General features: G+C 59.4%; 18 protein-coding genes and 1 tRNA gene. 11 read left to right on the top strand and 8 right to left on the bottom strand.

The window, feature by feature from the left end; translation table 11 throughout:
• Positions 1-221: 221 nt before the first annotated feature.
• From HY836_RS03425 to HY836_RS03415, 3 genes are all read right to left on the bottom strand, one after another.
• Complete coding sequence (locus HY836_RS03425; protein WP_290673594.1) at positions 222-3,077, bottom strand: hypothetical protein; 2,856 nt, start codon at positions 3,075-3,077, stop codon at positions 222-224.
• 259 nt (positions 3,078-3,336) lie between these two features.
• The gene (locus HY836_RS03420; protein ID WP_290673592.1) at positions 3,337-4,695 is read right to left on the bottom strand and encodes a hypothetical protein; all 1,359 of its coding nucleotides are present in this window, start codon (positions 4,693-4,695) and stop codon (positions 3,337-3,339) included.
• Positions 4,695-5,405, bottom strand: coding sequence for a hypothetical protein (locus HY836_RS03415; protein ID WP_290673590.1), 711 nt, complete (start codon positions 5,403-5,405; stop codon positions 4,695-4,697). Before HY836_RS03415 ends, HY836_RS03420 begins: the two co-directional genes overlap by 1 nt.
• Positions 5,406-5,704: 299 nt before the next feature.
• Here HY836_RS03415 and HY836_RS03410 point away from each other — a divergent pair, with 299 nt between their 5' ends.
• The 10 genes from HY836_RS03410 to HY836_RS03365 all read left to right on the top strand — a co-directional run bounded on the left by HY836_RS03410 (position 5,705) and on the right by HY836_RS03365 (position 15,731).
• Positions 5,705-6,211 carry a HipA domain-containing protein gene (locus tag HY836_RS03410; protein WP_367114615.1) on the top strand — a complete coding sequence of 169 codons (507 nt, stop codon included), beginning with the start codon at positions 5,705-5,707 and terminating at the stop codon, positions 6,209-6,211.
• 374 nt (positions 6,212-6,585) lie between these two features.
• On the top strand, positions 6,586-7,056 hold the full coding sequence (locus tag HY836_RS03405) for a helix-turn-helix domain-containing protein (protein WP_290673586.1): 471 nt from the start codon (positions 6,586-6,588) through the stop codon (positions 7,054-7,056).
• Positions 7,056-7,637: a PIN domain-containing protein gene (locus HY836_RS03400; protein ID WP_290673584.1), complete on the top strand. Its 582-nt coding sequence runs from the start codon at positions 7,056-7,058 to the stop codon at positions 7,635-7,637. Before HY836_RS03405 ends, HY836_RS03400 begins: the two co-directional genes overlap by 1 nt.
• Before the next feature lie 239 nt (positions 7,638-7,876).
• Positions 7,877-11,335: a type VI secretion system Vgr family protein gene (locus HY836_RS03395; protein ID WP_290673582.1), complete on the top strand. Its 3,459-nt coding sequence runs from the start codon at positions 7,877-7,879 to the stop codon at positions 11,333-11,335.
• Between the two features lie 41 nt (positions 11,336-11,376).
• Positions 11,377-13,695, top strand: coding sequence for a phospholipase D-like domain-containing protein (locus HY836_RS03390; protein WP_290673580.1), 2,319 nt, complete (start codon positions 11,377-11,379; stop codon positions 13,693-13,695).
• Entirely contained in the window at positions 13,692-14,015 is a 324-nt protein-coding gene (locus HY836_RS03385; protein ID WP_290673578.1) for a hypothetical protein, read from the top strand. Before HY836_RS03390 ends, HY836_RS03385 begins: the two co-directional genes overlap by 4 nt.
• Before the next feature lie 25 nt (positions 14,016-14,040).
• Positions 14,041-14,412 (top strand): hypothetical protein, encoded by a 372-nt coding sequence (locus tag HY836_RS03380; protein WP_290673576.1) that lies wholly within the window; start codon positions 14,041-14,043, stop codon positions 14,410-14,412.
• A 43-nt stretch (positions 14,413-14,455) separates the two neighbouring features.
• Positions 14,456-14,629 (top strand): hypothetical protein, encoded by a 174-nt coding sequence (locus HY836_RS03375; protein ID WP_290673574.1) that lies wholly within the window; start codon positions 14,456-14,458, stop codon positions 14,627-14,629.
• Positions 14,616-15,200: a hypothetical protein gene (locus HY836_RS03370; RefSeq protein ID WP_290673572.1), complete on the top strand. Its 585-nt coding sequence runs from the start codon at positions 14,616-14,618 to the stop codon at positions 15,198-15,200. The genes HY836_RS03375 and HY836_RS03370 overlap by 14 nt, the downstream gene beginning before the upstream one ends.
• 3 nt (positions 15,201-15,203) lie before the next feature.
• Positions 15,204-15,731, top strand: a complete 528-nt coding sequence (locus tag HY836_RS03365; RefSeq protein ID WP_290673570.1) for a hypothetical protein — start codon at positions 15,204-15,206, stop codon at positions 15,729-15,731.
• A 765-nt stretch (positions 15,732-16,496) separates the two neighbouring features.
• Here HY836_RS03365 and HY836_RS03360 read toward each other — a convergent pair.
• Together HY836_RS03360 and HY836_RS03355 are read right to left on the bottom strand one after the other, a co-directional pair.
• Positions 16,497-17,531 (bottom strand): site-specific integrase, encoded by a 1,035-nt coding sequence (locus tag HY836_RS03360; RefSeq protein WP_290673568.1) that lies wholly within the window; start codon positions 17,529-17,531, stop codon positions 16,497-16,499.
• A 230-nt stretch (positions 17,532-17,761) separates the two neighbouring features.
• A tRNA-Arg gene (locus tag HY836_RS03355) sits at positions 17,762-17,837 on the bottom strand.
• A gap of 137 nt (positions 17,838-17,974) precedes the next feature.
• Between HY836_RS03355 and HY836_RS03350 the strand changes: the two genes are divergently transcribed.
• Complete coding sequence (locus HY836_RS03350; RefSeq protein WP_290673566.1) at positions 17,975-18,511, top strand: c-type cytochrome; 537 nt, start codon at positions 17,975-17,977, stop codon at positions 18,509-18,511.
• A 107-nt stretch (positions 18,512-18,618) separates the two neighbouring features.
• Here HY836_RS03350 and HY836_RS03345 read toward each other — a convergent pair whose 3' ends face one another.
• From HY836_RS03345 to HY836_RS03335, 3 genes are read right to left on the bottom strand one after another with little or no spacing between them, the layout of a single operon-like run.
• Positions 18,619-19,170, bottom strand: coding sequence for a DUF2946 family protein (locus HY836_RS03345; RefSeq protein ID WP_290673699.1), 552 nt, complete (start codon positions 19,168-19,170; stop codon positions 18,619-18,621).
• A 32-nt stretch (positions 19,171-19,202) separates the two neighbouring features.
• The gene (locus HY836_RS03340) at positions 19,203-20,228 is read right to left on the bottom strand and encodes an alpha/beta fold hydrolase (protein ID WP_290673564.1); all 1,026 of its coding nucleotides are present in this window, start codon (positions 20,226-20,228) and stop codon (positions 19,203-19,205) included.
• Between the two features lie 20 nt (positions 20,229-20,248).
• Complete coding sequence (locus HY836_RS03335; RefSeq protein WP_290673562.1) at positions 20,249-20,707, bottom strand: nuclear transport factor 2 family protein; 459 nt, start codon at positions 20,705-20,707, stop codon at positions 20,249-20,251.
• Between the last annotated feature and the right edge of the window lie 28 nt (positions 20,708-20,735).

Here is a 20,735-nt window from a genome sequence, read left to right as displayed (position 1 = left end):
TGACCAAAGTACCCCGCCTTCGATCACGTCGAGGCAAGACCCGTGTACTGCGGGCAGAAGTGTAGAAGAGACCGTCCAGACCATCACTGAACGAAAGTCACTCCGACTGAATACCCTGCTCGGAAATCGATGCTGACAAACAAACCGGCCCGTTCACGGGCAAACATTGCTGCCTATGAACGGGCCCTTTGTAGATGGCGCCTGAAGCGCGCCAAGTCAGATCAGTATGTTGCCGCCGCCATACGTGCACCAGAGCCTGGCGGCGTACACGTGTAAGTCACTTCCTGACCTGGCGTCAAAGCCAGCGCGCGCATACCCGCTTCGCTGCGCTTTTGACCATCGCCAGACAAGAAACTGGCGCTGCTCGTGTCATAGACATAGCCACGACGCACACCCGCCTCGACCACTTGAGCGATCAAATCACACTCCGTGACGTTACCGCCCAACTCCTTTGATACGAATGGGGCGCGGGCGCGCGCCAACAACAGCGCGATACGTGAACCAACTGCCGTGGCGTTACCCGCGGTCAAGGTCACTTGCTGCCCCACGATGGGTGCCAGATCGCTGTCCATGGCGTGCATGAAATCAGACACGTCGCGGCGCGTGGCATCCGGATTGAACAAGGGGAAGCCTGAATTCAGTGTCGGGCTGAACACGCGTACGGTGAAGAAATGCGCCAAGGTATCGGCCGAGCCATCGTGCACAAAGCCGAAGCCACGCACCTGGTCACCCTGGAAGCCGGTTCCGGCAGCTGTAGAGAAGGGAACCGCTGGCGAACCAAAACGCCCCACCTTCTGGTACATATTGCGCAACTGCGGCACCTTCACAATTTGCGAGATCCCCTCGAAGCTCTGCATGTGCCCCGTGCCGTACATGCCCTGGGCCGGGTCCACCGTGTGGCAACCATTGCAGTTGTTGTTGCTGGTCACGGACTTGCCACCGATCACCAGCTTGAAGCCATCGGATGGGCGATCACCAAAGTAGAAGTCCTTGCCGCGTTTCTGCGCTGCGGTGAGCGAGTTGTCCAGGTTGCGGATGGGGTTGGGCGGCAATTGCACTTGCAGCATGAAATCCGAAAACGTCTGCATATCGGCTTCACTCATGGGGGCAGCGTTGCCCAGCAGGCCAGCAAAAGCCACCGCGAAGTTCTTGAACGACAGGTTCGCATCGGTGGCGTGAACGCCAAAGATGCCGTTGGAGCGATCACCACGCCAGTGCATCGCACCTGAATTGCGCATGCCCTTGAGGGTCTGCGTGACCATAGGCCCCTTCATGGGATGGAAGTCCTTGGGGTCATCGCTGCCGTTGATCGGGTTCTTGACGTTGAAAATAAACTTGGCCCCTTGGAACTCGAGACCTTGGGTGAACTTGCCTGGAATCGGGCTCTTGGTCACCACATCATCAGGATTGCCCAGATCCCAGGCCAGATCGTCCACGTCTCCAAAGATATGGCAACTGGCGCACGACGCCTCGCCATTGGCGGACGAGCGACGTGCGTCGTACAGCATGGGTCGCCCGGCCACGACGGCCGCTGGCTCAGGGTTAGGCAGCGCCACCTGGAACACTTCAGCGCGGGTAGCGAGGTTGATCACCTTCACGGCGTTATCAAAACGCGTCATCACATACATGCGACCGCGTGTTTCATCCAGCACGATGCCACTGGGGCCACCGCCCGTGACATTGATGTATCTGGCGCTGGCCTGCTTCGGATTGAAGGTGTCGCTTTCGATCTCCGCCGTATTGAAGACACCGATGCGGCTGGAGCCGTAGGCCGTCACATACAGCGTCTGGCCATCCTTGGTCACGGCCATCTCCAGCGGCATGGACAAGCTGTGGTCCTTTGCACTGGTATCAAAGCCCGGGTCATTGACCAACTTCGTGTAGTCGATGTGCTTGTTGAGATGGCGCGGCATGACCACTGCATTGGCGATCACCGTCACGCGAGACAGCGCAATCTTGCCTTGCACGGTCGAACCGCCGAACTTACCCGGCCCTTCAAAGCGGGTCATGTTGTTGGCTTCGGTGTTGGTCACATATAGCTTGCCACTCACCGGGTTGACCACCATGTTGAACAAGGTCGTGCCGACGTGCCTGTAGGCCGTCTTCTCTGTCAACAAGTTGGCATCCACCGCGAACACATCCTTGTCGGGCAGACTGAACTCGACAGCCGCATCCCAGTTGCGACCCTTCACGTCTTCCCAATGGCCGGTGGTGCGATTGAACTTGACCAGCAAACCCGTCTTGGGTGCGGGCTTGCCTTCCGCGTTGGTCTGAGGGCCCAGGCGGCCACCTGGCATGGTCTTGCCCTTCACGTCACACGGTGTATTGAGCTCCCAGCTGTTGCACACCAGTTCCTCGTTAAGCGAGGAGGTCTCGTTGCCCGACTTGAAGGCCGCCACGTAGACCGTGCTTCGGTCCGGGCTGACGGCCAGCGCACGCGGCGTGTCCGCGAAGAAGCTCATGATCTTGCGAGGGACGCCCCCAGCCGTGTTGCCCATGGTGCCCGGGTTGAACACCCACACATCCGCACGGCCCACACCAGGCGTGGTCAACTTGGGATCACCTGCGCCAGGCACCAGAGACAGCGTTGGGTCCAGGCGTTGCTGCCCCCGATGCGCCGTGGTGACGAAGGCCTTGGCGGGCGAGCCGGCGAACACGATGTCACGCGGCTCGTCGCCCACCAGCAAGGTGCGCACGACACGCGGTGCGCCCTCCAGGCTCACGATGCTGACACTGTCAGACAGGTGATTGACGACCCAGACCTCGTTGTCATTGCGCAGCGCCAGTGCCACCGGCTCCATACCAACCGGCACGCGTGCAAACAGCTGCAGGCCGCTGCTGGTAACGTTGAAAACCTCCAGGGTGTTGTTCGGTGTGTTCAGCGCAAACAGGCGCGAACCGTCCGACGACAGGGCCAGAGGGCGCACCTGGCCGCTTTCGAAGGCCATGAACGAGGGTGACGCTGCTTGCGCCATCTGAGGCGTCAGCACGACGACGGGCAACGCTGATGCCACTGTTCCGGCCAGAGCCTGCAACAGAGTCAAGGCCCTGAGGCCCTTGCGGATAGGTTTGGTCATGGCTTGCTCCTCGGGCTCGCGCTGTGTCGCGCGATCAGTGACAGAACGAAAGGGACGCTCTGACTCTAAAAAGCGGCAAGAAGAGACGGAAGGCGGGAAGCGATGATTTCTACGTGCTCTCGCCCCATTCACCCCGACTTGAGGAGTGAATTCATGTACAGGAAGAATCTAACGGCAGATGGAAAACCCGCTTACTAACCCCTTCGGGCAGGCTCATCATCACGGTCGCTGCGAAGCCTGAATCACGAATCAAAGCCCGCTACTTCGAGCAAGTTTTCCAGGACTGTCCCATCCCGTATTTGGCGCAGCCGCAAGGCGTTCGGCCTGCGCTCACATCCGCCAGGCAGGCTGCGCGCTCCTTGTCGTCGAGCGCCTTCCTGCGTGCGTCTTCTTCCCGTTGGCGGGCCAACGTGTCGGCTTGCACCTGATCACGAGCCAGGTCCTGCTGGCGCAGGGCTTCGGTGGCCTTGCGTTGCTGTTCTTCGCGCTCACGCTCCTGCTCTGCCCGGTTGCTCACCAGCGTGAGTCCGCCCCCCGGCATCCTCGACGTACCAGACACCGAGCCCTTCCCGGTCATTGCCTTCCCTTTGGCATCGGCCACGGCACCCGAGCCTTTGACGGCCGTGGCGCCCGTCGCAGTCGACGAAGATGAATCTGAAGCCAAACTCGAATCCCCACCCGGCCGGCGATCATCGTCATCCGCCCGTGATGCCGACGTGGACGCGCCCCCCATCGACACACCGCCACCCCGATGCCCGATACCCAGGGCCGAATTCACCGCCCGCTGATTGGCTGCCTGCTGCCGGTTGACCGAATCGACGCCTTGCTGAATCGCGTCGCCGTTTTGAGCGATGAACTCCACACTCGCGGCGGCCACGTTGGCCGTGGCCCTGATCGTCTTGCCCACACCAAGCAACAAGGCCTCACCAATGGATCGCGTGTTGTCCACGTTGCTGTCAGCGGCCAGGGCCTGCAGCGTTACGGAGGCTTTTTGCCGGTCGACAGCATCGGCGTAATCGGCCCGGATGCGCAAGAGCAGCGACTGGATGTTGCGCTTGAGCACCTTGTCCAGCGTTTCGGTCAGGCGATCGTGCACGATGATGCGGTTCGATCCGGCCCGTGTTGCAACGGTCCAGCTTGCAAGCTGCTCGTCACCACGCATCAACTCATATCGGATCTTGGCCGCGGCCACCAGCGTGGCGCCGGTCACGATGCTCTCTTGCTCTGCCCGGCGCCCGGCCGTGCTGTTGCGTTCGAAGGCCAACAGCGTGGCGCGAATGGCAAGGCGGTCCTTCGCATCCGTAGAAAACAAGCCACTTTCCTGAAGCGATGTTTTCAGGAAATCTCGGAAAGTGCCCATGCGATCGCTCACCAGCATGTCATCGTGGCCATCTGCGTTGAAGTAGTCGCCGCAGTTCATGCAGACCTCGCCGCGCTCGAAGCTGACGCGCCCAAGGCGGAAGTTAAACAGCGCCTGCGGCGAGCGGGCCAGGGCCACCTCTTCGGCCGTCCACGCCAATGGCTCAAGCGCATGACTGGGCAGCGCGATCAGGGCCAGCGCGACCATCACACAGCCCCGAGCCAGCAAGCGTCGCAACAAGCCAGTGTGGCAGCTCATCACTTTTCCTCCAGCACGCCGTCGTCGTCGATCTGGATCAGGATGTTCTTCATGCAATTGGCCGCCAACGAGGCGTAGGCATCGGTCAACTGGCGCTTGTTGGTCTCCAGTTCGCGGGCATCCAGGTAGTCGACCTGGGCCAATTGCTTGGTGCAATTGAAGCGCAGAACCTTGCCTTTGCGCGGATAGACATCGACGACCACATCGAGCATGATCGGATCCACGCCGCTGAACCCGCGCGCGGCGTTGAAGCCCCATTCAAACACCTTGCCAATCGGGTTTTCGACGGCGGTGTAGGCCATGCCTGCGGAAGTTCCGCTGTAGCAGCCGATCCAGTAAGACATCTCAAGACCGCCCTTTCCCATGGGCTGCCCTGGAACAACGGGTTTGACTTGCGTGAACCCGGAGAAGAAGGATTCGACTGGCTGTTTCTCTTTCAGCCCCGCGCAATAGTCGAAGACGGCTGTCGAGTAGTTGAGCGTGCCACCAATGAGTTGCCGTTGTTGGGATACATAGACCCCGCGGATGTGAAGGGCGCGCCCATCAAGGGCCTCGCGTACATCCCGCTGGGCACGCTGATACCGCGTCTCGTCAACGTTGACGTGCTCGGCGCGGGGTATGGGCATGGTCGCCTGGCCGCAGGCCGTGAGCAAACAGACGCTCATCAGGGCGACAGCGACACCCCGCATGGACAAAACTCGATCGCGCATCACACCAGCCTGCATCGAAACGACCTTTCTTTGACTGCTTTGCCAGTCAAGTCTAGCTGAGTCGGTGATGCTGACGGCACCCGTCGCATGGTCCAACTGCACATGGCAAAACGCGGCGTTGCCTGCCGGTGGACAAAATGCAAAGAAATACCGGGTCGCAGGCTTGGCCAACACAGGCAACCGGCTGATCGTCAACATTGAAAATGCAAGCCGACAGTCCAACGCCAGAAGGTCCTTGACTTGCTGGACATCCTCGGCCTGGAAGTGATCGTCCAGCCCAAGACATCCAGAACGCTGGGATGCAGAGAACAAGGGCCTGGATGTCTTCTACGGAGATCCGCCAGCACAGCACACGCGCCGCCGTGGATCTGCAGGCCCTGGTTCAATGGATTTTCTTCACCATCTATGTGGGCAACAACGACAGCCACGCGAAGAACTTGTCGATGTACACCCTGCCTGGCGAAGGCGTTCGTCTCACCCCGTTTTACGACTTGATGTGCACACGCCTCTACCCAGGGCTGTCCAAAGAATTCGCCGTCAACATCGGGGAGCAGGTGCCTCCCGGCCAGATGGGACATGCGGCGTTACAAGGCCTGGCGAAAAAACTGGGCATGAAGCCTCGATACATTCAAACCGTCGCGCAGGAACTCGCCACCAAAATCCCCATGGCCATTGATCAGGCCATTGAGGAACTCACGCCAACGCTCTCGGCAGGAAGCCGCACCTTCGCAACGCACTGGGGACACGAGGTCAAGTCGAACACCCAAGAAGCGGCGACTCGATTTCAAGAGAACACCAAGGCCTAGTCCCCGACTCTCAAGAAAAAAGCACCTGACCTTACGGGCAAGTGCTTGATTTCAATGACATTCATTGGCGCGCCCGGCTGGGATCGAACCAGCAACCCCTGCCTTCGGAGGGCACTCCGACACCCGCGGGAGACACTAAAAACCCCGCTAAATCAACAACTTGCGTTATCGACATGTACCGGATTATACCGGGACATCACCGACAAAGTGTCGGAAAAGTGTCGGAGCGCCGGGGGTTCGACGCTGGCGCCTGGCGCTTTTCACTTGATTCACATGCTGCATTTATTGCACTTATGGATTAAAGTGCCGATATCGAACAGACAGCCTTGAGGCCTCCATCGGAGGCCCGCAGATGGCTGCACCGGAGGCCCAGAATGTCAACACTAGAGCGCAACGGAGAGATCCTGCCCCCAGCCATGTCTGCGCAAGACGCGGAGATGGCCCGTGCCGCACAGCGATGCATCATGGCTGCCCTGGATCACTCCCGGGCGGCATCCATCATGCTGACCGACGACGAAGGTAATCAGCCCGTCATCCAGGTGCCCCCTCAGGCCCTCAAGATCATTGCTCAGGTGCTCGGCGCCATGAGCGAGCGTCGGCCCATCGTCGTCATGCCATCCAAGCAAGAGGTCTCGACCGTGGAAGCGGCCAACTTTCTGAACGTCTCGCGCCCCTTCGTCATCAAGGAAATCGAGCAAGGGCGACTGCCCTACCGGATGGTGGGCACGCATCGCCGCATCGCGTTTGACGACCTCACTCAGTACGCCGAAAAAATGCGAGCGCACCAACAGTCGGCGTTGGATCGCATGGCTGAAAACGCCAATGAACTGGGCCTGGACTACTGATGGCTGGTCACGCACGCTACACAGCGGTGTTGGACGCTTGCGTGCTGTACCCGTTGGCTTTGTCAGATGCATTGATGAGCCTCGCGTCCAAAGGACTGTTTGCAGGGAAATGGACCACGAGGATTGAAGATGAGTGGATTCGCAACCTGGAGAAGCAGCGCCCCGATCTGGTCGGACGCTTGACAACCCGGCGCGACGCCATGCGGGAAGCCGTCCTGGACTGGGAGGTGCCAGAAGCAGCCTGGCAGGCGCTGGCGCCTTCGCTGGAACTGCCAGATCCTGACGATGTGCATGTGCTCGCTGCGGCCATCGCTGGTCATGCAGATTGCATCGTGACAGCCAACCTCAAGGACTTCCCTGTCGAGCAGGTGGGCCAGTTCGGCATCGAGGTCATTCACCCTGACGACTTCATCGTCAAGCAACTTGATCTGGACCTGTTCACCGCCCTGGCCGCGTTCCGCGACATGCGCGCACGTTGGAGACGGCCCAACGCCACACCGGAAGAATTCGCCCAAGCCATGGAAAAGAATGGCCTGGTCGCTACGGCTGAAAGGCTGAGGCAGGCGCTCAGCCTGTTGTGAAGCCCAGACCTGGAATTTCAAGGCAAGCTTGCTGGACTGCACTCAAGCGCTGGCGCACACGCCATATCGACCGATCCGCCGCGGAACGCGGCACCTTGGCCGACTTCCCGTGCACTTGCATCGCAGCGACCGTTACAGGCCGTTGCATGTACACCCTTAGGAGGTAAGCGCCCTCGCCTCCCAGGCGCTCAAAATCCTGCCTGAAGTTCAATTCAAAACAAAACATCAGGGAACCCGACATGGGTCTGGATTCATCCAATATTCCGGGTGGGCTATCTGCCATCCAATCTGCGCTCACAGGTACGTTGGCCTCGATCATTGGCCAATGGGGCACCGATACGCGCCTGTACACCCTGTCCGCCCCCAGTAGCGAACGCAGCCTGCCCGCTGATCTGATGGTCGAAAGCTTCGTGCTGCACGAGGCCGTGTCCCAGCCATTCAGCCTCTACATCAATGCCCTGGTGCTCAACGCCCATGTGGCGCTCAAGCAGCTCTATGCGCGCCCCATCACCTTGCACACTACGCTGGCTGATGGCAGCCGCGCGCGGCGTAGCGGCTACGTGGTTGAAGCCGATTCGCTCGAGTCTGACGGTGGCTTTGCCCGCAAGGGCCTGCTCGTTCAGCCGTGGATAGCGCTGCTGGGTCACACGCTCAATAGCCGCGTCTGGCAAGAAAAGTCGATCATCGAGATCGTTGAAGATGTGTTCGCAGACCACGTTGCCATCGCTGCGTGGCGCTGGGACGAAGATGTCGCGACCTATGTTGCGCAAGGCATGTTTGCCCGCAACTCGGGCCAGCGCGCCTACTGCGTGCAGTACCGCGAGAGCGACCTGGCCTTCGTCAGCCGCCTGCTGGCAGAAGAAGGCATTTGCTGGCGTGTGGAAGAGGATGAGTCTGCACCAGGTGGCCACGCCGTCGTCTTCTTCGTCAACAGCGCCAACCAACCGCAAGATGCCAGCAGCGCCAGCAGCCTGGGTGGCCAAGGCATCCGCTTTCATCGCAGCAGCAGCCAAGAAGCGCAAGACAGCATCCAGGCCATGGCCGCCGTGCGCAGCTTGGGAACCACAGCCACCGTGGTGCAAGGCTGGGATTACCGAAGCAACAGTGCCATCACGGCTGACGTGCCCACCAACCATGCCTGGGGCGGCGATGAGGCCACCAGCTTGCAAAGCTGGCTCACCAGCTACGACCCGACGGGCGACTACCTCTTTGGTAACCAGGCAGAAGCCCAGTTCGTGGCCACCCGCCTGCAGGAAGCGCACGAAGCCCGGTACAAGACCTGGTTGGGCCGAGGTACCGTGCGCACTTTGCGCGCCGGTACCTGGGCCGCCATCACGCAATCCACCCTTGACCCGCTGGCTGTGTTTGGTCTCGACGACAGCGACAAGGAGTTCTTCTTTTACGGCGTGGATGCCATCGGCGTGAACAACCTGCCCAAGGACCTCAGCGACACGATCGTGAAGTCGCTGGGCCAGGCCGAGTTGCCGCAGTTGAGCGTGTCGGTCGATCAACAGCCGGTGGACACTTCCTCTCTGCACAAGCAGGCTGCTCAGACCGGCTTTGCTTGCCAGTTCCAGGCGTTACGCCGCAACGTACCTTGGCGCGCCGTGTTGCTGGACGACACCGGCCAGCGCCCTCGCCCGCGCCCGACGGCACTTGGCCCTCAAACCGCCATCGTGGTCGGCCCGGATGGCAGCACCGCACCCAATGGCGCAGATGAGCTGTATACCGACAAGCTTGGTCGCGTCAAAGTCAGGTTCCATTGGCAGACCAATCCGTATGCGCCGCAGCGGGCCAACAGCGACCACAGTTGTTGGGTGCGCGTCATGCAGCGCTTCTCGGGGCCAGGTATGGGCCATCAGTTCATTCCGCGTATCGGGCATGAAGTGCTGGTTGGCTTCTTGAGCAACGACATCGACCGCCCATATGTGCAAGCCAGCCTTTACAGCGGCCGTGGCGAAGGCGGTGTGCCACGCACACCGGGCGGGCAAGCTGGCGAAGCCGACACCAGCTCGTTTGCGGAATCAACGGATCACCGGCCCAGCGCACAGATGAACCTGGTGGGCTCGGGCAGCGGTGGCAACAGCCCTGCCTGGCATGGCGCAGCACCCAGCGCTGCCACCGAAGGATCAGAAGGCCAGAACAACGCGGCCGCGCTCAGCGGCGTCAAGAGCAAGGAGTTCGGCGGCCAAGGCTACAACCAACTTGTATTTGACGACACGCCCAACCAAGGCCGCATGCAGTTGCACAGCACGCAAGCGCAAACCTGGCTGCAGATGGGCCACCTGCTGCACCAGGCCGATAACCACCGCGGCAGCTTTAGAGGCCTTGGCTTCGAGTTGCGCACCGACGCCTGGGGCGGCATGCGCGCCGTGCGTGGCGTGATGCTCAGCACCTATAGCCTGAACAACGGCCTGGGCCAGACAGGCGAAGGCGCTGGCGACAACGCGGCTGGCATTGCGCTGGCCAAACAGATGCAGCAATTGGCCAGCACCTTCCACCAAGCGGCCACCACGCACCAGACCGTGGGGCTGGCCAGTGCGGCTGGCAGCAGCAAGGCCAACCAAAGCGCCTTGGATGAAAAGCTGGCGCCCGCAGCGGCTTTGACCAAGAGCTTGCGAGGCATGGTCAGCAACACCAGCTTGAAAAACGCTGTGTCCGATGCAGCAGACAAAGCTATCGGTACGAGCCGAGACAAAGTGCCGCACATGGCAGACCCCAACATTGCCATCATCGGCAAGGCCGGGGTAGGCCTCACGGCGGGCCAAGACCTACACCTCAGCAGCGATGACACCACTACCATCGCCAGCGGACAAGATACGCACTGGGCCGTTGGCGGCCAGGCGCGCATCCACACGGGCCAGGCCATTGGCATCCTGGCCGGAGCCATACAGCCAGGCAGCGATGCGGTGGGCAAGGGCCTGACGCTGATCGCTGCCCAAGGTCCGATCGATCTTCAAGCGCAGGCGGGGTCTGCGCAAATCGCAGCCAAACAAGCACTCGAGTTGAACACAGCAAACGGCATGGTCAACATCACGGCGGCCAAAAAGGTGACACTGGCTGTAAGCGGCGGGGCCAGCATCACGATCGGTGGCGGCAACTTCACGGCGCAATGCCCAGGCAAGATCACAGTGCAGGCAGGGATGAAGTCCATGGTGGGGGCAGGGACGATAAGCTCACCCTTGCCCAGCATGCCCAAATCTACACTTGAGTCCAAACCTGTTCGGTTTGCCCTAAAGCTTCAAGACTTCCCTGGCTCTCGGGGCATTGCACCCAGCGGCCAAGCCTGGAAACTTGTCGTGGTCGATGCGTTTGCTGCGATGGATATCGGGCACGGGCAGATCAACCCCGCCGTGTACTCACCAGATCATTGGCATGAAACCTTGTTTGAGGGATCAACAGGGGCAGATGGCGGGCTGCAATTGACTCAAGAGCAGCAAATCAAGCTGTTTCAGAAGGTCTCTCAAAAACCTGGCCTTGTTTGGCTGATCAGCGGTCTGACTGCGATGCCACTGAGTCCATCGCTGTGGACAACGGATAACAAGCTGCCGAATCCGAAGCGTCAATTGGATGCGATGAACTTCGCCCCAGATGGGCGATATATGGAGCAGACGCAGCAAGCGTACCTAGAAGAACTGGCCAAGCGTGACGCGCAAGTGGGTGGGCTGGGGCAACTCAAGCCAAAGACCGATCTTTGAGCAGTGAATCGCAAACGCAATAGCAGGACAGGGAGCCGCAAATGGCAGACAAATTCACCGCGCAATTGACGCCTGACACCATCACGACGATCAGCGGCCAGTACTTCGACCTGGATCAGCCTTTTGCTGTGCCTCGCTACCAGAACGAATGCAAGGCCTACACCACTGGCCGCGACTACATGAAGGCGGTCGCCGATGCAATTCGTGGAGCAAAGAAGTTCATCTTCATCACTGACTGGCAATTGGACTATGACGTTGAACTAGACAACCGAGGTGATCCCAAGCACCCAGGCCGACTGTCCGAACTGCTGGCCGATGCGTTGCAGCGCGGCGTGCATGTTCGAATTCTCTGCTACGACTCGATTGCCAAGGTGCTAGACACGCACGATGACAACACTCAAGCAATTTTGAGCAAGCTAAACAAGGGCAAGGGTTCTCTGCAAGTGATGCTGCAGAACCCCAACACCGGGCGCGCGGCATCCGCTGATATTGACCTTGAGAACCCCAACTACAAAGTTAAAGACTCAAACACTTTCTTTTCACACCATCAGAAGTCCGTGGTCGTCGATGGTCAGGTCGCATTTCTGGGTGGCCTTGATTTGGCCTATGGCCGATGGGATACAAATGCGTTCGATGTCGTCATCGATCGAAGTCTGCATGTCATCAACGATGCATACAACATGCAAATCGCGTGTGCCCGCCCACTCACACCGTTAGAAGTGAAGCTTACGAAGGAGGTTGGCGGTCGCCCGGGTTTTCAAACTCCGTTCAAGGCGGCGTATGACGAAAAGCTACTGGATGAAACCTATCAACCACGGCAGCCCTGGCAAGATGTGGCAGTTGGCATAAATGGCCCTGCGGCATTCGATGTGTTCGTGAATTTTGTGCTGCGCTGGAATAGCTTTGCAGGCTCTGGAACGAACAGCTTTGATGGGAGCATGAATAGTGCGTGGTTCGAGAAAAGTGGCTCTCCCGATTTGCTGGTTGATCCGCTGAAACATGGGAACGGAAGCGCAACGGTGCAGATTTGTCGTTCTGCATCGTCGGCCCAACTGCGTGACGAACTGCAGCTGTGGGATACACATCACAAGTACGTTTGCGACGACTGGAAACAGCCGGACAAGAAGCGTCGCCAAATCATCGAAGCCGCCCGAAAGGACTGGAGTTCTCAGCACCAAACTAGCATCCGCGACGCGATGATCCAATGCATCAGATCAGCTCAGGCGTTCATCTACATTGAGAACCAATTCTTCATGTCGAACTGTGGCTCGGACGAAAGAGGCTCGCCCTGCCCATCCAGCAACCCATTGATCGGTGAGCTGGCGAATGCCATTGGCAAAGCGATCTACGCTCAAAGGCCATTTCACGTTTATCTCGTGTTGCCTGAACACCCAGAAGGCATGCTTGAGGAGGACGGACCTGTTTCGCAAGGCTGGTGGGCATTGCAAGGTGTCAAGAGAGCCAGCAATAGCCTGGTCAATCGCATCAATGCGACCATCTTGGCTAAGAACCGCAAGGCATGGGGGCTTGAGCATCAACCGAATAGCAACGAGGCCATTCGGGTGCAATTGGAAGCCCATGGGATGCAAGACAAGTGGCGCGAATACTTGACTGTTCTCAACCTGCGCAATTTTGGGCATACAGCCAGCACAGTGGTCACTGAGATGATTTACGTACACTCCAAGTTGCTAATCGTTGATGATGCTGTTGCGATTCTTGGAAGCGCCAACATCAACGATCGCAGTCTCAATGGCAATGGCGACACTGAGTTGGCTGCAGTGATCGTGGACGATGCAGGCGCAAGCATCAACAACGTTGGTCAGGGCATAAAGGTGATCACGCGCAAGTTCGCCAAAGACTTGCGCATACGCTTGTGGGAAAAACATTTGGGCATGTCTGTAGATCAACGGACCACAGGCGTGAGCAAACAAAGTGCTCCTTTGGGAATCAAGCTTGATCAACCTCTGGACGTCGGTACCATCGCAGGAATCCAGAAACTTTCAGCTGCCAACCGCGCGGCCTACAACGAGGTGTTCACACACACACCACGAGATGCCTTCAAAACGATGGCTGAAGGGCGACAAGCTTTTAAGGTTCATTACAAAGATCGCAACGGAAAGCTCCATCAAAAGTTTTCTGCCAGTGCCAGGCCTGATCTACAGCCAGCTTTCATGACTGCTCCAGGTGTTCACGCGGTCGTGGCGGCGATCAACAAGTTGTCCTCATCGGTAAAGGGCTTTTGGGTTGAGATGCCGCTGGATTGGGGCACCGGCCAAGTAGCTACGCCCAAGGCTCCTGTGAGCCCAGCGATGATCGCTCGCGCAGAAGCGCCGGCAAAGGAAGGTAGGGTGTCCGCGTGAATCACAAGGAAGTTCTTGATCAACTCTTTTATCCCTTCGCTGCGATCCTCAGCGTAAAGGTTTGGGCGGCATTATTTCTCGTGTTTGCGGTTGGATGGCTTGTCGCAAGTCGAGCTCTCAAGCTCAGCCTGTTTCCGAGCCTATCTGCTGCTTTGTGGTGGGTGATCATTGGTCTGACCTGTGCCTCAATCGTGCTTGCGGCTGCTCTCTTTTTCCTGACACCGTATGGCCCAGATGGATACAGATTTGTGTTCACCTTGTTTGTGGTGGCTCCACTGCTTGTGGCCTCTGCAATCATTTGGTTTTGCAAGCCGGTGTAAGGCCATCTAGTGATGGGAGGAGGCGATGCAAGACCTACTTGACGCGGCTCTTGTGGGGTTCGTGGCCATATCCGAAAGCCAGTTCATTTTGTGGTTGGCCGTGTCCTTCTTTGCATTTGCCTGCTTCTCGCTATTCGATCGACCGGCAAAGCAACAGCTGTACTTCACCGTTGCCCTTGTGTCGGCACGACGAGTGGCAGGCTTAGGTATCGGGCTGATCGTCGCTTTCCTGGTTACGGTGCTGTTGATGGCGACTGGCGTCGACAAAAAATATTACTTCTTGCTGTTCGAGTTTTTCAGTGCAGCTTGGCTTCCCACGACGCTACTTATTGCCTGTCTTTTCATGTACGAACGGACTTTTGCCGCTCATTCTGAGTACCCTTGCTCCAAGGTGTGACGTCGATCAAAATGTGGTGCCCCCAAAAGCGTAAGTACTTTGGATGTTCTTCGCCATCGGCATGGGTCGCAAAGAACTTCTAGATCATCTCTTCTATCCCTTCGTCGCGATTCTCAGCGTCAAGGCTCTGGCCGCAATCGTTCTTGTCTTTGCGGTCCAGATAGGTGTAACGGGCCAGCAAACCTATGATTCAGCACCACACCTTGAGACGCACTGAGGCCTTGCCTCAAGCGGTGAGCCGTCTTAGCAAACTGATTAAATTTGTAGCGTCACTGGCTTTCGCCTTACCAGCATTGGCCGCAGCCGCCAACGATGCCGCCTTACCTACTCTTTGCAAAGAAGGCGAGGCCGTTCTTTTCAACTGCTTGAACAAGCAAAAAATTGCATCCCTCTGTGTGTCACATGGGGCATTTAATGAGTCTGATCTAGTCAAGTACAGATTTGGCACGGCCAGCCGAATCGAGTTGGAATACCCGCGTGGCAACAATGGCTCGCATAAGCTCTTCTTGTTCAGTAGCACGGGGCACTCCGGCGGCTCCGAATCACACATCAAGTTTGTGAACGGGAGATTCACATATCTGCTTTACGACAAGATGATCCGCACAGGCTTTCCTGGCGACCCTGGCAATTCTGATGGCACGAACAACCCATCAATGAGTGGCGGCGTCATCGTGCTGAAGAAGGGCTCAAAGGCCTCTCGACTTTCGTGCCGCAACAACGTTTCTATTTCGTCGGTTGCATATCAATCGCTCGAGAAGGAAGATTTTCAGGACGGCTTAACTGATTGATTGATGCTGGGCATGGCAAGACGAAAACCCACTACCGACGAGCTGTACGGCATTCGCCGAGTGCAACGCAAGAACTGTTTGGGCTGGTCTGTTGAGTTACATCGAAACGGTGAGATCTTCCGCAAGACCTTCACCGTATTTCGCTTCGGCACCGATGAGAACGCCCTGGCGGCAGCGCAGGCCTGGCGTGATGATGTTGCCCTAACCGCCCGCCCCACAACCTTGGCGGAGTACTCGTCCCTGCACCGAAGCAACAACACCTCAGGCCATCCAGGGGTGTACCTGATGCGCACAACCAAGCTCGACATTCATGGTCAGGAACGCGTCCATGTGGCGTGGGAGGCCCGAAGCCCAAATGGCTTAAAGCCTGCCCGGAAGCGCAGCTTTGCTGTCCTGCGCTATGGCCATCAGGAAGCCTATGACATGGCGGTCCAGGCTCGCGAGGCGTTCGTCAGCGAGCTTGAGGGATTTCTTCAGCGCCAAGTGCCCAAGCATTTGCAACTGGGATCAGCCCCGCCACCAACACGGTAGCCTCCACCGAGAGGTCTGCCGCGCCTTCAACGTAAGCCCTGTTGAGCCACAGCCGCGCTTGTATGAACACCTGCACATCTTGCTTATGAGCCGGATGCCTTGTCCGAGTCTTGGTCCGATTCGTGTCCGATCATGGCAGGCTCGGGAAAAGAATCGGCGATCTTGTCGGGGCAGCACTCGGACAGCACCAGGGCCTCAAGGGGTGGCTGGACGCCACCCACGGCCCTTATCCCCGCTGGACGCGGGGCTTGCCGCCCGATTGCTGTCCGGGGTCGCGCCTCCCCCTGCCGATGGCTTCGCCACCGGCACCCCGCTACGCGGGGGCACCCTGCGCGGCAGGCTCCCTACGGAGAGTGCTTCGCACGTCCCCTCCACTCGGCCCTATGGGCTGAGGCTGGACGCCTCACCTTTGCCCAGGGTGCCCCCGCGCCTGCGGCGTGGGGGAGGCGGGGGCTTTGCCCCCCGCTCAGACACCGGCGCTGGGGCGCCTCAAATCGCTGGGGCGATTTGTGTCTGGCGGCTCCCCCCCAGCCCTTCGGCAACCTGGCTGGGGCCAGGTGCGCCTCAGGGGGCTGCGCAGCGCCTGCTGCTTGCCCCGTTGCACAGCAACGGCACCCATATAGGGCCACCTTGAGTCGTGATGGCAGATACATGAATCTGATAGTTGATATCAGATACTGATAGGTGAATCTGATATCACTCGGTGAGCTCCCACGTAGACAGGGGGCCAACGAGTCTCCGAGAGCCTCCTGTCCAGCCCAACCATTACCCGGCCAACTTGCGAGCCAAGTCCTCCGGCCGCGGGTGGTAGTACCGCTTGAGCATCCGAAGGTCCTTGTGTCCCGTCACGCTTGAGAGCTCCAGGATATTCGTCAGTTTCTCTGCCAGCCGAGATGCGCCTTCGTGCCTGAGATCATGAAAATGAAGGTCATCCAATTCCGCCCTCTTGGTTGCTCGCTGCCAAGCCAACTTGAGCGCGTTCTCGCTGACGTTGAACACTGGTCCCTCGGTTTTCACAAGGGACTTGAGTACGTCGATCGCGCCGGGTGACAAGGGAACGTGGCGTGAATCGCCATTCTTCGTATCAGGCAGGAAGGCCACCCTCGCATCCAAGTCGATATGGCGCCAGTCCAGCCGCAAGATTTCACCTCTGCGCATGGCCGTCTCGATGGCCAACTCGACAATCGGGCGAAGCCATTTGACTCTGCACCCACCTGGCACCTTGGGGGAATAGGTGCAGGCCTTGAGCAACCGAGCCTCCTCTGACTGAGCCATCGGATCGCTTTTGACATCGGCCAACGTCAAACGTCGGCTTCGCGCGTTGACGACCTTGGGCCGCTTGACCAACTTGAACGGGTTGTTGGCGATCACCACGTCCCACTCCCGCATGGCATGGTCCACCACCTGTTGCAGCAAACCAAGTTCGCGAACGACCGTTGCCGGCATCACGTCGGCCAGCCGTTCGTCCCGCCATGCGGCGATCGTCTTGGGTCTCAGGTTGCAAACGGCCGTCTCAAAGAACCTGTGCCGCGCCAGGGCCTTGAGCCGCAACGCTTCGACACCGGCCCCTTTGTGACTCGGGGTGACATCCCTCACGTACAGATCAACGAACTCCGACAGTGGCCGCTGATTGGCCTGTGTCGGCGCCACGAACGTGCCGAGCCTCATCTCGGACTCGAGCTTGTGGGCCCAGTTTCGGGCCTCGCTCTTGGACTCGAACGTCTGGCTCTGACTTGGAAAGCCAGCACGCCGAACCTTCGCTTCCCACTGGTAATCGCCTCGCTTATAGAAGCTTGCCATCTTCAATCTCCGACAGGTCATGCATCCAAAGTGTCGGAAAAGTGTCGGAGAAATGGCCCGTATAAATCTGGACTGGTCTGAAAACATTTCAAAGACGTTTTGCAAAGCCAACCCCGATCAACACTGCCATGCGCTTCGGTTCATCGTGAATCCTTGCAGATCAACAACTTACACGCACCCACACAACAAAAAAACCCGACCCGCTTTTGGCAGTGTCGAGTTCATGGAGGTGGCGCGCCCGGCTGGGATCGAACCAGCAACCCCTGCCTTCGGAGGGCAGTACTCTATCCATTGAGCTACGGGCGCAGCAAACCAGATTCTAGCAGTCAGGCAGCACGCCACTTTTGGATATGGCCGGGACAAGACTTATAATCCTCCTTTCGCCGGACCGGATTCCTCCTGACCGGGTCACATCCATACAACCAGCGCCTCCTGAACACCCCATGAGCCAAGCGCCCCAATCCCAAGAGTCCGGCCACCACCAAGGCCCGATCAGCACCCCTCAGCAACTGATTGCTGCCGTGCTGGCTGCGTTCATCATCCCGGTGGTCATCATCGGCCTGCTGGTGAACTATGTGTCCTCCAGCAACAAGTCTGCTGCAGGCAGCGATGCGCTGAGCGCCCAGGCGGTGTCGCAGCGCATCATGCCCGTGGGCACGGTCGAGATCAAACTGGTGTCTGCCAACGCCGGCCCCCGCTCTGGCGAAGAGGTCTACAAGGGTTCATGCACCAACTGCCACGCTGCCGGCATGATGGGCGCCCCCAAGTTGGGTGACGCTGCCGCCTGGGGCCCACGCATCGCCCAAGGTGAAGCCAAGCTGCTGGAGCACGCGCTGAAGGGCTTCAACGCCATGCCGGCTCAAGGTGGCGGTGATTACTCTGACCTGGAAGTGCAACGCGGCGTGGTCTACATGGCCAACGCTGGTGGCGCCAAGTTCTCCGAACCCGCCGCACCTGCTGCCGCTGCTTCGGCCCCCTGATCCGGCGCGCTGATCGCCCATGAAAAACCGGCTCCAGGGAGCCGGTTTTTTATTGCCTGGCCACTGCCTTTGTATGGCGGCACCATCCACCATGCACCCCAGCGGCATCACCCCTTGACAGCGGGCTGAGGGCTCAAGCAATAGTTGAACCGTGCCGGCATGTCGGCAAAGGGCATCTCCTCAGGTGCCCACACCCCTGCCTCGACGGCATCGGCAGCGGCATCCATGTCCATCGAGCGCACCACGCCAAAGCCCAGATCCGTATCCAGGAAGAGGCGACCGTGCTCGTCCAGCCAGCTGGAGCGGATCTCGTGCGCCGGCTTGCCTGTATGCGATTCAACCGCAAAGCGGGCCCGCTCGCCCTCGCCGTGCTTGTGCACACCGAACACCAGCGGCGTGGCCTCCAGTTGCAGGTAGACACGCTGCGGGCCGTTCTGGAAGAACCAGGCGCCCTGCTCGTCGTGCTCGTAGTTGCGGTGAATGAATTCCTTGAGCTTGTCGTGCGTGATGCGGCTGCCCTTGACTTGCGGGAAGGGGCCTGTGGCCTGGATGCGGTCATCGCGCATGTACCAGTCACCGCGGGCATCCAGGGCCAGCCAGCCATAGCAGTCCGGCACATTGGGCCACTTCTTCAAGGCGGCTTTGACGATGTCGTCCATGATCGTGTCCTCAGTCTGATCTTGTTGTTCGCTCAAGCCGGCAATTGTTGCTTCAACCAGTGGCCAACCGCATGAGGCAAATCGGCGACATGTCCCGGGAATCGACCAGCTGGAAAGCCCACATGCCCACCCTCGTGAGGTTGCCACAAAGTCACCGCGGGGCCTACCTCATCGCGCCCGGGCAGGCTGGAAGCCGGCACGAACGGGTCATTGCGGGCATTGAGCACCAGCACCGGCACATCGCGCATGGCCTTGAGCCCTGGTTTGGACGAGCACCGCGCCCAATAGTCTTCCGTGCTGGCAAAGCCATGCAAGGGGGCCGTGAACACATTGTCGTACTCGTACAGATCCCGCGCTGCGCGCAGGGCCGCCTCATTGGCCAGGCCCGGGTACTGCTGAAGCTTGGCCAGCGCCTTTGGCTTCATGGTGTTGAGGAACATGCGCGTGTAGATCTGGCGGTTGAAGCCACGCCCCAAGGCATGCCCGGCAGCCGCCAGATCCAGCGGAGCCGAGATGGCCGCCAGCGCCTTGACCACCTGAACGGCTTCGCCATCCGCCTCCTGCGCCCAGCGCAGCAAGGCATTGCCCCCCAGCGACACACCCACCACCACCGTGGGGCCCACATGCGCCAGCGACAAGCGCCTCAGGATCCAGTCGATTTCTTCGTGATCACCTGAGTGATAGGTACGCGGCGCACGGTTCAGCTCGCCGGAACAGCCGCGAAAGTGCGGCACCACGTAGTCCCAGCCCAAGGCATGGGCCCAGTGGGCAAAAGCGCGCGCGTAGTGGCTTTGCGAGGAGCCCTCCAGGCCGTGGAACAACACCAGTTGTACGCGAGGCTTCGCGGCCGCATCGGCCTCTTCGGGTACCTTGCTGGCAGCCAGAAAATCCACGTCGATGAAGTCACCGTCCGGTGTGTCCCAGCGCTCGCGCCGATAGGCCACGGGCACATGGCCGTGATCGACATGCGCCTTGCTGTACAGCGCCGGCCAGATGGTCTGCACATTGCCAGCCAAAGCACCATGGCCAGCCAGCCAGTGTGGAGCGCGGTACTGCATGGTGGTAGTGGCGACCTGATTCAGTGCAGGATGGTGCGCGGCTCGGTGATGTCCGGCAGGTCCTGCGGCAAGCCGGCGCTGGCGTGGTGCGCCGCCATGCGCCAGCCCAAGGCCGTGCGCACGAACACATTGGTGGCGATCACGTAAGCGGTTTCCAGGCCGCGCTCGGTGGTGGCCTGTACCTTTTCAGTCACGTGGTGGATGGCCAGCGTGGCGGTCTCCATGCGGCGCACATGGTGCACCTGAACATGCACGGGGCCATTGACGAACACGGCCTCGAACCCGGCCCGCACAGCGACCGTCCCCACCACGCGCGGCCCGCCAGGATGCACACAGGCGATCTCTTCGTCGTCAGCCCACACGGACATCATCTTGTCCAGATTACCTTGCTGCATGGCCTCGTAAAACGAGGCTTCGGTCTCATCGGCCGTGCTCATCAAGGCTGCCTGGGAGACTTTGCGGGCGCGCGGATCGTTCATGGTCGGGTCCTGCCGAAATGAAGAAGCT

Origin of the sequence: Aquabacterium sp. (assembly GCF_016234775.1) — a bacterium.
Lineage (GTDB): Bacteria > Pseudomonadota > Gammaproteobacteria > Burkholderiales > Burkholderiaceae_C > Aquabacterium.
The sequence above is the reverse complement of the archived record's forward strand: the minus strand, read 5'-3'. Positions and strand labels throughout refer to the sequence as shown.

Coding starts and splice junctions, on each gene's coding strand:
- HY836_RS03375 (WP_290673574.1), top strand. CDS start 14,456: ATGTTCTTCGCCATCGGCATGGGTCGCAAAGAACTTCTAGATCATCTC.
- HY836_RS03335 (WP_290673562.1), bottom strand. CDS start 20,707: ATGAACGATCCGCGCGCCCGCAAAGTCTCCCAGGCAGCCTTGATGAGC.
- HY836_RS03415 (WP_290673590.1), bottom strand. CDS start 5,405: ATGCGCGATCGAGTTTTGTCCATGCGGGGTGTCGCTGTCGCCCTGATG.
- HY836_RS03400 (WP_290673584.1), top strand. CDS start 7,056: ATGGCTGGTCACGCACGCTACACAGCGGTGTTGGACGCTTGCGTGCTG.
- HY836_RS03365 (WP_290673570.1), top strand. CDS start 15,204: ATGCTGGGCATGGCAAGACGAAAACCCACTACCGACGAGCTGTACGGC.
- HY836_RS03395 (WP_290673582.1), top strand. CDS start 7,877: ATGGGTCTGGATTCATCCAATATTCCGGGTGGGCTATCTGCCATCCAA.
- HY836_RS03350 (WP_290673566.1), top strand. CDS start 17,975: ATGAGCCAAGCGCCCCAATCCCAAGAGTCCGGCCACCACCAAGGCCCG.
- HY836_RS03410 (WP_367114615.1), top strand. CDS start 5,705: ATGCAGAGAACAAGGGCCTGGATGTCTTCTACGGAGATCCGCCAGCAC.
- HY836_RS03340 (WP_290673564.1), bottom strand. CDS start 20,228: ATGCAGTACCGCGCTCCACACTGGCTGGCTGGCCATGGTGCTTTGGCT.
- HY836_RS03345 (WP_290673699.1), bottom strand. CDS start 19,170: ATGGACGACATCGTCAAAGCCGCCTTGAAGAAGTGGCCCAATGTGCCG.
- HY836_RS03390 (WP_290673580.1), top strand. CDS start 11,377: ATGGCAGACAAATTCACCGCGCAATTGACGCCTGACACCATCACGACG.
- HY836_RS03425 (WP_290673594.1), bottom strand. CDS start 3,077: ATGACCAAACCTATCCGCAAGGGCCTCAGGGCCTTGACTCTGTTGCAG.
- HY836_RS03405 (WP_290673586.1), top strand. CDS start 6,586: ATGTCAACACTAGAGCGCAACGGAGAGATCCTGCCCCCAGCCATGTCT.
- HY836_RS03420 (WP_290673592.1), bottom strand. CDS start 4,695: ATGAGCTGCCACACTGGCTTGTTGCGACGCTTGCTGGCTCGGGGCTGT.
- HY836_RS03360 (WP_290673568.1), bottom strand. CDS start 17,531: ATGGCAAGCTTCTATAAGCGAGGCGATTACCAGTGGGAAGCGAAGGTT.
- HY836_RS03380 (WP_290673576.1), top strand. CDS start 14,041: ATGCAAGACCTACTTGACGCGGCTCTTGTGGGGTTCGTGGCCATATCC.